This is a genomic window from Flavobacterium sp. KMS (assembly GCF_000813005.1).
In the GTDB taxonomy this organism is placed as follows: Bacteria; Bacteroidota; Bacteroidia; order Flavobacteriales; family Flavobacteriaceae; genus Flavobacterium.
Window position 1 is genome coordinate 606,907 of sequence record NZ_JSYP01000001.1, and the last position, 12,914, is coordinate 619,820.

The 12,914-nt window shown below is 34.0% G+C and carries 6 protein-coding genes; 1 reads left to right on the forward strand and 5 read right to left on the reverse strand.

All coding sequences use genetic code 11. The annotated features are described in order from the left end of the window. Positions 1 to 97: 97 nt before the first annotated feature. The 5 genes from OA93_RS02520 to OA93_RS02540 all read right to left on the reverse strand — a co-directional run bounded on the left by OA93_RS02520 (position 98) and on the right by OA93_RS02540 (position 9,361). Positions 98 to 1,936 (reverse strand): PQQ-binding-like beta-propeller repeat protein, encoded by a 1,839-nt coding sequence (locus tag OA93_RS02520; RefSeq protein ID WP_039111534.1) that lies wholly within the window; start codon positions 1,934 to 1,936, stop codon positions 98 to 100. Between the two features lie 347 nt (positions 1,937 to 2,283). After that, positions 2,284 to 2,889, reverse strand: coding sequence for an alpha/beta hydrolase-fold protein (locus OA93_RS02525; protein ID WP_240474646.1), 606 nt, complete (start codon positions 2,887 to 2,889; stop codon positions 2,284 to 2,286). A 340-nt stretch (positions 2,890 to 3,229) separates the two neighbouring features. Continuing rightward, a complete protein-coding gene (locus OA93_RS02530) occupies positions 3,230 to 6,145 on the reverse strand; it encodes an FAD-binding and (Fe-S)-binding domain-containing protein (RefSeq protein ID WP_039111535.1) in 2,916 nt (971 codons plus the stop codon). A gap of 405 nt (positions 6,146 to 6,550) precedes the next feature. Then, positions 6,551 to 8,476, reverse strand: a complete 1,926-nt coding sequence (gene nagB, locus OA93_RS02535) for a glucosamine-6-phosphate deaminase (protein ID WP_039111536.1) — start codon at positions 8,474 to 8,476, stop codon at positions 6,551 to 6,553. Positions 8,477 to 8,611: 135 nt separating this feature from the next. Continuing rightward, on the reverse strand, positions 8,612 to 9,361 hold the full coding sequence (locus OA93_RS02540) for a DeoR/GlpR family DNA-binding transcription regulator (protein ID WP_039111537.1): 750 nt from the start codon (positions 9,359 to 9,361) through the stop codon (positions 8,612 to 8,614). Positions 9,362 to 9,606: 245 nt separating this feature from the next. Between OA93_RS02540 and OA93_RS02545 the strand changes: the two genes are divergently transcribed. Then, the gene (locus OA93_RS02545) at positions 9,607 to 12,900 is read left to right on the forward strand and encodes a TonB-dependent receptor (RefSeq protein ID WP_039111538.1); all 3,294 of its coding nucleotides are present in this window, start codon (positions 9,607 to 9,609) and stop codon (positions 12,898 to 12,900) included. The last annotated feature ends 14 nt before the right edge of the window (positions 12,901 to 12,914 follow it).

Below are 12,914 nucleotides of genomic sequence, written 5' to 3' on the forward strand. Positions count from 1 at the left end.
AGTTTTTCTCAATATTGACATTTCAACGGAAGAGAAACTCCATAATATTTGTCGATAATAATACCTAACAGGTTTAAAAAAAACTGTTAGGATAAACTTACTCTAATAAATAAATTCCTCCCTCAATAAGCGATGTCCAAACGTTGCCTTTTTCATCTACTGAAAATCCGTTTACGCTCGAGCTTCCTAAATTGATTTGTTTTATAATCTCAAATTTCTCCGCATCAACAATAACGACTTCTCCTTTTCGGCTTCCTATATATATTTTATTATTGTTTTCTACTATTGGCGCTGGATTATGCTCGTACCCTAGTTTTAAATCTAAAATCTTACTTTGACTAATCAAATTTTCTTCGGTTAATTCTAGATTATCGCTTAATGGTAATCTTAACAATTCTCCATTCATTGTTTTTGCATAAAACCATTTTCCGTCTTGGCTTTTTCCCATCGATTCTCTGACTTTCCATTTAGAGGTTCTTAAAAGGGTTTTACCTGTTTCGATATCCAAAATGGTCAAAAAACGTTCTGGTGTAACAAAGTAAAGTCTGCTTTTTGACGACACTACATTTACATTTCCAGCTGAATACAAAAGCTGATTTATATTGCCATTATTCCATCGCCAGATAAGTGCTCCTGTGTTTTTATTTAAACAATAAACATTGGCATCCCATGCTCCAAAAATAACCTTATCCCCTTGTATCAATGGAGTTCCTTGCGAATACGATTGTGGTAAATTATTCTTCCAGATTACCTGACCACTAACGGCATCAATGCATATAAACGCTGTAGAGCTTGCTGTATAAATTTTATTATTCTCGGCAATTGGCGAACCTACCAAAACTCCACCTACAGGAATCTTCCATTTTTGTTTGCCTGATTCTGTATCAAATCCTAGCAGATTTCCTTCTATTGTACCAATAACAAGATTGTTTTTTACAATAATTGGGGAGAAATAAATAGCATTTCCTGTTTCTGTTTTCCAATTCAGCGTTTTGTTTTTCAAATTAACCGATTGTATCTCGCCAATAGAATTGGTAAAATAGAGGCTTCTTTTATCAAAACAAGGAACACTATAAATTGATGCAATATCTTTTATAAATGGAGGGAAATTAGTTTCTAGATTATCTTTTGGAATTTCAATTTTTGAAGGCTTTGTTGGAACTGAGAAATTAAAAACACCTGGTTTGTCTATCATTTTCTGATAAACACTAATGCTATCATTACTGATTACAACCTCGTTGTAGCTTCTGGTTTTTCCATCGCGCGAGGTAATCGATGCTCCCATAATACCGCTTAGACCAGAGAAATCATATTTTTTTAAGGTGTGTCCGTGACCACAAAAACTAACAACTGTAGGGTATTTTTCTAAAACAGAAAGTACTTCTTTATAATTACTCACACTATTATCTAATGGATAATGCGCAAAGTTCAATACTTTTTTATTGCTATTTTTAAGACTGTCTTTTAGTGTTTGGTCAAGCCAAAGAACGTCTTCATGCTTTACAAAACCATCCCCCATTTTCATATAAGGACCACACGGAAATCCGATAAAAAGATAATCTCCTTTTGAGAAAACAAATCTATCGTTACCCCATATTTTTTTATAAGTCAAACCTGCACTTTCACTCCAATTAGTTTCGTGATTTCCTGAGATTACATAATAAGGAATTTTCAATTTAGCCAGAATCGAATGAACTTGCTTTAGTTCATCATCTGCGCCACGATTCGTTAAATCTCCCGTTACTACAACAAATTCATTATCAGAATTATTGATTTCTTTTATAATGTCTTGCAACAAAAAATCATTTTCGTTCCCCACAGAAACATGCAAATCTGTAAGTTGTACAAACTTGATATTTCCTGATTTTTCTGCCTTTTGAGAAAACCCTGATGCAATTATAAAAATCAATAATATTATGGAAAATGAAAGTTTCATTGATCTGTTTTTTATTTTATTTTGAAACAAATTATATTGTGGTTACGTTGTGTTAGACGCACTGCGGTGCGTCTCTACACTGTGCGTATACACTGTGCGTCTACAGAAAACCTTTGAATCTCTGTCCCTTTGAACCTCTCTCAATTATTAAAAAAATTATAGAAAAACAGCAATTGAAATTTTAAGGAGTTCTCCCAATATTCAATATTATGTTTTCCTGGACGTTCTATATAATCATGGTTAATTTTTTGGGCAAGCATCTTTGTATGAAGCTCTCTATTTACATCAATAAAAAAATCATCTACTCCACAATCGATAATAAGTTTTAGATTATTGTTTTCTACTAATCAAAGCATATTTACTACTGTATTTTTCTCCCAATTTTCAGGGAATTCAGTTATAGAACCTAAACGTTTTTTTATATCCCACTTTTCAGGAAACGGACGAAAATCTACTCCTCCGCTCATACTCCCAGCTGCTCCAAAAACATCCTGATGTTTAAACGAGAGATATAGTGCTCCGTGTCCGCCCATACTAAGACCAGATATGGCTCTGCCTTCACGACTTGCAATCGTTTTGTAGTTTTTATCTATAAAGGGAACTAACTCATTTACAACATAAGTTTCATATTTAAAAGTGGAATCTATTGGACTATCAAAATACCAACTTGAATAATTCCCATCAACACCAATTACTATAAAACCATATCTATCTACCTGTTCTCCAACCTCTTTAAAACTTTTTACCCAAGTTGCATAATTACCGCTATACCCATGAAGCAGATAAACTACTGGGAATTTTTTCTTGCTTTTTTTATAATTATCAGGAACTATTACACACGTCTGTATGTTTTTATTCATCGAAGCGCTAAACACTTGTATCGTGTCAATCTTAGCTGCTTTGGCAGAAAAAAATAGAAATACTAAGAGTAATGTGTAGATTGTTTTTTTCATAGAATTATGGTTTCTTTTGGTTAAAAAGAGGCAATAACTTTTCTTCAAAATGTATGAGCTTTTTTATTTCTGATACATTTTGACAAAAAAATATAACGGGTTAAATGATTAACTTTCTTTCTTTTAAGTTCTTATTTCACTGACTTTAAAGCTTGAGCTAAAAGGTAATACACAATTAAATAAAACTATTTTAACCATGTAAGTGATATAAGTCCATTTAAGTTTTACGCTGATTAGTCATGCTTATATTTTCTTACATCACTTACATGGTTAACTTTTTTTGTTACAATTTTATTTCTTTAATAAAACTCAAAAAATATAAAATTTAGATTCGAGAAATTTACTTCAAACAATCCCTCAAAATCGTCACTGGATGCATTGCTTTTCTATTGGTTCCGTCAAAAATCTGGTGACGGCAACTCGTTCCTGCAGCTGCAATTGCAGTTGTTGCTTCGGTTGAACGAATTTTCGGAAACAAAGTATCCTCACCCATTTGCATACTTATTTCGTAATGCTCTTTTTCATATCCAAATGAACCTGCCATACCACAACAACCTGAATTATAAATAGTAACCGAACTATTTTTAGGCACATTTAGCATTGCGAAAGAAGCTTCGACAGTACTTAATGATTTTTGATGACAGTGTCCGTGAATTTTTATAGTTTTCTCTACATCCGAAAATTGTCCAGAGTGAATTTTTCCTGCAGTTATTTCTCTCTTAAAGAACTCTTCGATAGTAAATGTGCTTTTCGATAATTTCTCAGCACTTTCTTTGTCTTTTGCCAATCGAATGTATTCGTCTCTAAAAGTTAAAATAGCAGATGGTTCGATTCCTATCAGGGGTATATTTTCTGAAATTAAATCTTTAAAAATACCTACGTTTTTATTAGCTATTTCTTGTGCTTCTTCTAAGAATCCTTTAGATATAAATGCTCTTCCGCTTTCTTCGTGGTCCACAATTATTACTTCATAGCCTAATCCTGTCAGCAATTCATAGGCATCTATCCCAACTGGAACATCATAATAATTGGTAAACTCATCACAAAAAAGATAGACTGCTCCATTTGCAAAAGGACTATTTACTGTTGATTTTTTATTTTTTTCGTACCACTTTCTAAAAGTTGTTGGTGCTAATAATGGAACTTGTCTTTGAGAAGCAATTCCCATACTTTTTTTAACAAAGCCCAAATTGGCAACAAAATTTGTCATGGAAGGCGCAATGCTTCCTAGTTTATTCAGTTTAGAATTGATAGCAAATATTTTATTTCGAACAGAAAATCCGTTTGCTTTTTGGTATTGATATAAAAACTCCGATTTTAAAGTCGCTACATCTACATTACTTGGGCATTCGCTTGCGCAGGCTTTACAGCTCACACACAACTCAAATACTTTATATAATTCTTCGTGGTCAAATTTATTGTCTTTCTCAGAATGGGTTAAATATTCTCTCAGTGCGTTGGCTCTGGCGCGAGTCGTATCTTTTTCATTTCTCGTAGCTCGATAACTAGGACATAAAGTTCCTCCTGCCGAAGGTAACTTTCTGCAATCGCCTGAACCGTTACATTTCTCGGCTGCACGCAAAATCCCCATACTATCCGAGAAATCCTGAATTGTTTTAATATCTGGTTCTACTCTTCCTGATTCTACCCGCAGGTTTTCGTCCATTTTAAAAGCATTCACTATTTTTCCAACATTCAAAATTGTATGTGGATCGAAAGCACTTTTAATTCTTTTTAATAATTCGTAATTCTTCTCGCCTATCATAAATGGCAAAAACTCTCCACGAACAATTCCGTCACCGTGTTCTCCACTTAGTGAACCTTTATATTTTTTCACCAAAATAGCCACTTCGGTAGCAATGTTTCTAAACTGGTGTAATCCTTCTTTTGTTTTTAAATTTAAAACGGGACGCAAGTGTATTTCTCCCGCTCCAGCATGTGCGTAATAAATAGCACTTTGCCCATGTCTTTCCATCATAGCAGAAAAATCGGCTATGTAATTAGGCAAATCACTTAGTTCAACCGCTGTATCTTCTATAGAATCGGCAGCTTTATCATCGCCTACAATACTTCCTAAAAGTCCAAGTCCTGCTTTTCGTAAGTCATTTATTTTATCAATATCGGTTCCATAAATTTTAGGCAAAGCATATCCAAAATTATTTTCTTCAAGATCTTTAATTAAAGCATCTGCTTGTCGTTCGGCATCTTCCATACTATCGTGTGATCCTACTTCGAGCATAATAACTGCCTTAGGTTCTCCCACGATAAAAAACCTGTTTTTAGCTTGTTCCCTATTGGTTTTAGTACAATCTAATATTGTATCATCCATCATTTCGCAAGTGTACAAATGATGTTTCATTGCAGTAACTACGGCTTCTAAACTTTCTTGAATAGTATGAAAATGTGCCACAACCATAACATTATTTGTTGGTGGCAAATCATCTACTTTCAGTGTGATTTCTGTGGTAAATGCCAAAGTTCCTTCACTTCCGCAAAGTAGCTTTCCTAAATTTATTGTGTTTTCTGTACCCGAAAACAAGTCTGATTTTAATAATAAATCAATTGCATATCCTGTATTTCTTCTGTGAATTTCAGGTTTTGGAAATTCTTTTACAATTTCTTCCTGGTTTTCTTTATTCGAAAGTTCTTCATAAATCGCTTTGTAGATTTTACTTTCCAGCGAATCTCCTTTTGTCTTTTCTATAAATTCCTCCGAAGTCATTTCCTTAAATACAACAATGCTTCCGTCGCTTAAAACAGCTTTTATCTCGACTATTTTGTCACGGGTTACTCCATAACGTATTGATGTTGTTCCTGATGAATTATTTCCTACCATTCCGCCAATCATACATCGATTTGTGGTCGAAGTATTAGGTCCGAAAAATAATCCGTGTGGTTTTAAATACAAATTCAGCTCATCGCGAATTACTCCGGGCTGAACTGTTATGGTTTTCTTAGTAGCATCAAAAGCAACAATCTTAGTAAAATGTTTAGATACATCTACAATTATTCCGTTTCCTACAGTTTGCCCCGCCAAAGAAGTTCCTGCTGTTCTGGGCGTTATTGAAATTTTATTTTTTGCTGCAAAGCGAATAATTTTAACAATATCTTCTTCAGTTTTTGGAACTGCTACTGCTTGTGGTATAATTCTATAAGCAGATGCATCAGTGGCATATAATTTTTTATGAAGCTCGTCATAAAAAAGAGTTCCTTCTAATGAATCGGATAATTGCTGTAGTTGAAGAGTATCAGACATTTAATATGATATTGCTATTATTTTATTATTGTATTTCAAAGTGTTTTTTCACTTTGCAAGTTAACAAGATTAGACCTAACTTCTTTTAAAAAACGTCAGGTCTGCGGTACAAAATCTTGCAGGATTATAATCCTTTGTTGGAAATCTATATTTTTATTAATCTAACTCGTTTAGTGTAATTAATTTTTAACACATAGAAACATAGGTTTTGTATACTCAAAAAAGGCGTTCCACTTATTTTAAATGCACATAGCTAGTAGCTATGTGAAAGAAATGTATTTCTTTTTGTTTTCTTTTGCACATAAAATCTATGTTTCTATGTGTTAAACAAATTTTTACGACTCGAGAGAAGCGAAAAAGACGGAGTAATTATACCAACAAGTTAATTTAAACTAACACAAATTATTAGTAATCAAAACGTTTAAACGCTTCGATTGCTTCGTATTCTGCCAATCCTAATTCATCATATAAAATGGCTGTATTTTTATTACGATCTTCGGCTCTAACCCAGAATTCTCTTGAGTCATTTCCTTGAAACATTACTCTGTCTTTCTGAGATTGGTGGTACAAAATTGCATGACGTTTCAATAATACTTCTGATGGGCTTAATGGTACTGCCATATCTATTTCGTGAATATCCCATTCGTGCCAAGCTCCTCTATATAACCATAACCAGCAATCATTCATATAAAGTTCTGACTTTAATTCTTTCATTGCTGCAAATATCGCATTCAAACATACTTCATGCGTCCCGTGTGGGTCTGCTAAATCTCCTGCTGCAAATACTTGATGTGGTTTTATTTTAGCAATAATATCCTTAACGATAGCAATATCTTCAGTGCCTAACGGATTTTTCTTTACTTGTCCTGTTTCATAAAAAGGTAGATCCAGGAAATGGGTATTCTCATCTTTTAAACCAATATATCTTGTGGCTGCGTACGACTCACGTCTTCTTATAAGTCCTTTTAATTTTCGAACTTCTAAAGAATCAATTTGATTTTCTGTCTTATTATTTAGGAAATTAATAACCGATGAAAAATTAACTCCTTCAATCTCTTTTCCGACAAAATCGCTACATACTTCGGCAAACTTTAATGCCTCATCATCTGTAACAGCAATATTTCCGGAAGTTTGATATACTACATGTACATCATGTCCTTGTTTTATTAATTTAGAAAATGTTCCTCCCATCGAGATAACATCATCATCCGGATGTGGACTAAAAAGGATTACTCTTTTCTTAGTCGGATTGGCTCTCTCTGGGCGATGTGAATCATCTGTATTTGGTTTTCCTCCTGGCCAACCTGTGATGGTATGCTGCAAAACATTGAACATATTAATATTCAAATCGTAAGCAGAACCTTCTTGTGCCAAAAGATCTGACATACCATTATTATTATAATCTCTGTCGGTAAGTTTTAATATAGATTGTTTGGTTTCTCTACAAAGCCAAACGATTGCTTTGCTTTTTAATTCTTGTGTCCAGGTACATCCGCCTACTAGCCAAGGTGTTTCAAATCGTGTTAATTCAGATGCTGAAGACTGATCTAATACAAAAGTAGCATTAGAATGATTTTGCAAGAATGTAGCAGGAACTTCTGAGCTTATATCTCCTTGAATCGTTCTCTTAATAATTTCGGCTTTATTTTGTCCCCAAGCCATCAAAACAATTCTTTTAGATCTAAGAATCGTAGAAACTCCCATTGTGATTGCTCTTTTAGGAACATTATCGATACCATTAAAGTCTGATGAAGCATCGACTCTGGCAATATGATCTAGGGTTATAATTCTGGTTCCTGAATTAATGTGTGATCCTGGCTCATTAAATCCTACGTGTCCTGTACGACCAATTCCCAGAAGCTGAAAATCAAGCCCTCCGGCTTCTTTTATTTTCATTTCATAATCAACACAATATTGATTAAGTTCTTCTAAAACAACAGTTCCGTCTGGAACATTTACATTTTCTGGTTTTATATCAATATGATTAAAGAGATACTGATGCATAAAATAATGATAGCTCTGACGATTCTCTTTGGTCATTGGATAATATTCATCCAGATTAAAAGTAACTACATTATAAAAACTAAGACCATCTTCTTTGTGCATTCGAACTAACTCTTCGTATACTTTTATAGGTGATGAGCCTGTTGCCAGACCAAGTACACAAGTTTTATTCTTGGCTTGTTTTGAACGTATTAATTCGGCTATTTCCTGAGCAACTGCTTTTGAACCTACAATTGAATTATCAAAAATCACATTATGATTTTTCTCAAATCGGGTTTCTTCAAATTTGCCAGGTATGTCGTAAGCCAAAGAAGTATTGGTTTTCATAATATATCTCTTAGTTAAAAAATTAGTTTAACAAATATATACAAAAAACAAAACGAATACATTATTTTGCGTTATTTAACAAAATTAAATTAAAATACCGTAAAATAACGCAGAAATTACTGATTGAATCTCAAATTACAACACAAAAACTCCTGATTTTCTATATTCTTCCAGCGTTGGATCTTCTGGATCAAGGTTTGTAACAATAGTATCGAGCTGACTAAGTTCGCAAACAACATGTGGCATTTTAGTATTTAATTTATTCGAAGAAAACATCGAAACTACTCTGTCAGAAGACTCTATCATTGCTTTTTTAACAATAGACACTTCATACCCTATCTCTGTTAATCCTTGTTTTACATTAATACTACTGGCTCCAATAAAACAGATATCGGCTTTAATCTTAGACAAAACCTGGATTACATCCATACCAATAGTAACCATTGCGTTTTTTTGCATTTTTCCACCTATAAATATTAAATCTATATTAGGATGCTGTGATAATTGCATTGCTATTGGCAAGCTATAAGTATAGATTGTAGCCTTTAAATCGGAAGGAATTAGCTTCGCAAACACAAGATTGGTGCTACCTCCGCTCATTATAATAACCTGTCCATCATGCAATAATGACAACGCTTTTATGACAATTTTTTTCTTTTCTTCTTCTGCCGATATGACAATATCAAAAACATCAACAGATTTTTCTGTAGGCTGTATAGCACCTCCATAAACTTTCTCAAGAAGATTCTTACTGTCTAATTCATTCAAATCTCTCCTTATAGTGTCTTCTGACAGATCTAGAGCTAAAGCCAAATCCGTCGTAACAACCTTTTGTTCTTCAAGGAGTTTAGTCATTATGTATTTATGTCTTTCGGCTTTCAGCATTTTTTAAAAATTAAAAATTCAGGGCAAATATATCAAATAATTCAATTCAAAAGCTGAGGACTCCTTAGTATATGCAATAGTTTGCATATTTTGAATCTCCTATGGACCTTATAGAGTATTGTCACGTAAAAACTGCATTGTTTTGCGTTATTTTAGTTAATTTTTGAAAATAAATATAAAATAACGCATTTATATGCAATAAATAAATATATTTGCTCAACAACCATTAAAAAAACCAAATTATCATGAAAAAATTATTCCTTATTTCATTGTTGGTTTTGTTCATTCAAGTAACATTTGGGCAAACAAAAACAATAACCGGAACTGTAAAAAACAAAGCGGATGGGATTCCTATTCCTGGAGTGAGTGTCCTTATTCAGGGAACTGCAAAAGGTAGCTCTACTGATTTTGATGGTAACTACAGTATCGCAATATCACCAGGAGAAAGCCTTAGCTTTAGCTACATGGGTTTTGAAACTAAGGTGGTAAAAATAGAGGGACAACAAAAGGTTAATGTTGATCTTTCTGAAACCGCTTCAAAATTAGACGAAGTAGTTGTCGTAGGGTTTTCTTCTCAGAAAAAAACCAACGTAACTGGTGCTGTTGCGTCTATAGATGTTGCTAAAACTATTGGCAGCAGACCCTTAACTGATATAAGCAAGGCATTACAGGGTACTACGCCTGGTGTAAATGTTAGTTTTAACTCAGGAAATATTAATCGTATGGCAAAAATAAACATACGTGGATCTGGAACTGTAAATGATAACGGCTCTGACGATCCTTTAATATTGGTTGATGGAGTTCCTACAGATTTATCTCTTATCAACCCTAATGATGTAGCAACGATGACAGTACTTAAAGATGCAGCTTCGGCTTCTATCTATGGTGCTCGTGCCGCTTTTGGGGTAGTACTTATTACAACAAAAGGAGGAAAAACAGGAGAAGGAAAAGTTAGATTTTCTTATAGCGGAAACACTGCTTTTACCAACCCGATTTCTACATTACAATTCTTAGACCCTACAGACGAAATTCCTGGACTAATTGCTGCAGGAACGCGTACTGATGGTTCTACACCAGAATTTTTTGGAGCAAATTACAACACTTTACTTGCCGGAATTAAAACCTGGAAAGAGAAATACGCAAACAATCGTACTAGCAATGAAATGGTTTATGGTGAAGATTGGGAAATTAAAAATGGTACGCCTTATTTCTATAGAGTTTGGGATGCTAATAAAGAAATGTATGCAAAAGATGCGCTTCAAACTTCTCACAATTTCTCTGCTCAAGGTAATCTGGGAGATAAAAGTTCATTCTTTGCTTCGTTTGCAATTACAGACCAACAAGGTATGTTAAGAGTAAATCAGGAAACTAGAAAGAGAACAAATATCAATTTAGGATTTACTACAAAATTAACGGATTGGCTTACAGCAGATTTCAAAGTAATGACTATTCGCAGTACTTACGATCAGCCATTTAACTATTATGGTGGTTCTGGTACTGATGATACAAAATATGGAGGTTATTTTGGTTATGCACTTCGTTGGGGACAATATACTCCAAACTTCGGAACCTATAGAGGATATAATTTCCGTACTGCCGGAGGGTATTTATCTAATGCGTCTATGAACGAAAATGATCAATACAATAACAGGTTAAGTGCAAAATTTACAGCCGAAGTTATAAAAGATCTTAATATAATTACTGAGATAAGCAGTGTTACTGATTATTACTCCAGAAAACAAAACGGAGGTAAATTTCAGGCTTGGGATAGCTGGTCATCTATGCCATACGACGCTACAACAATACAAACAGCTACACCTGCAACTCTTGAAGCAGGAAATGATTTTGTAGCACAATCAAAAGCAGAAACAAGAACAAATGTTGTTAATATTTATGCGAACTATAAAAAGCAATTTAACAAACATAATTTAAAATTCTTAGGAGGTTTTAACTCAGAGTGGCAAGATTTCTCTCGTACGTATGCAAGAAGAAATACACTTTTAGACAAAACAAAACCAGAATTTAACCTTGCTGTAGGAGAACAATTTGTTTCTGGAGCTACAAATACTGATTTGAATCCAAATGTAACAAGCTATTCTATTGCAGGTTTCTTTGGTCGTGTAAATTATGATTATAACGGAATTTACTTATTAGAATTAAATGCTCGTTATGATGGTTCTTCTAAATTCCCTACAGACCAACAATGGGGATTCTTCCCTTCGGCATCTATAGGATACAAAATTGCTAATGAAAGTTTTATGGAAGGTACACGCGGATGGTTAAACGACCTTAAATTACGTGCATCTATGGGATCTATTGGAAACCAAAACATTGGTAACAATGCTTTCTTATCTATAATGAAAACTAAAAATCCTTCGTGGATAAATGGTGGAGCCGTATTACCTCCTTCTACAGATTTGCCAACTAACGTTGACCCAGCATTAACTTGGGAAAAAGTATATACTAAGGATGTAGGTATAGATATTAGAATATTTGATATGCTTGGCGCTTCGTTTGACTGGTACCAACGTGATACAAAAGGAATGCTTGCTCCAGGTATTACGCTTCCAGGTTCATTTGGTCAAACTTCTGCTCAAACAAACTCAGGAAACATGAGAACAAGAGGATGGGAATTGTCTTTGAACTTTAATAAAAATATTAGCGAAAATGCTTCGGTATTTGTTGATGTGGCTTTATCAGATTTTAAATCGGTGGTTACAAAATGGAATAATACTTCTAAACTACTAGGCTTAGTTTCACCTGGTGTATATCCTTATTATGATGGTTACGAAATTGGTCAGATCTGGGGTTTAACAAGTGATAGACTTTTACAATCTAGTGACGTGTTTACTAATAATGGTAAAACGGTAAATGGTGTTGATTATTCTAAAACTATGCTTGGTAATTTTAAATACGGACCTGGTGATGTACATTATGTAGATACAAATGGTGATGGTGTAATATCACGTGGAGCAGGAACTGCAGACGATCATGGAGATTTAAGTAAAATTGGTAACTCAACTCCTCGTTACAAATACGGAGTAACTTTAGGCGGAAAACTCTATGGACTTGATATTTCTGGTTTCTTCCAAGGGGTGGCTAAACGTGATTATTGGGCTGCCTCAGATGCTGTTTTACCTTTCTATCGTGCACCTCAACAAATGTATGCAAACCAATCTGACTATTGGACACCTGATAATACTGAAGCTTACTGGCCAAATCCTTATTATGGTAACGAATCGACAGCTTTTGGTGGTGCTACTAATGGTATGAATAACTTCGTAACTCAAACAAGATACTTACTTAATATGTCTTATTTACGTCTTAAAAATGTTACTCTTGGTTATTCTTTACCAAAAGAATTCATCAAAAAAGCAGGATTAGAAAAATTAAGAATATATGCTTCGGGTGAAAACTTAGTGACTTGGGCAGATAGCCGTCTTCCTGTAGATCCTGAACTTGACGAATCAGAAATCTTCTGGGGAAGAGCTTATCCTTTTACCAAAACATGGTCTTTTGGTGTTGAGCTATCTTTCTAATACTAACAATTCAA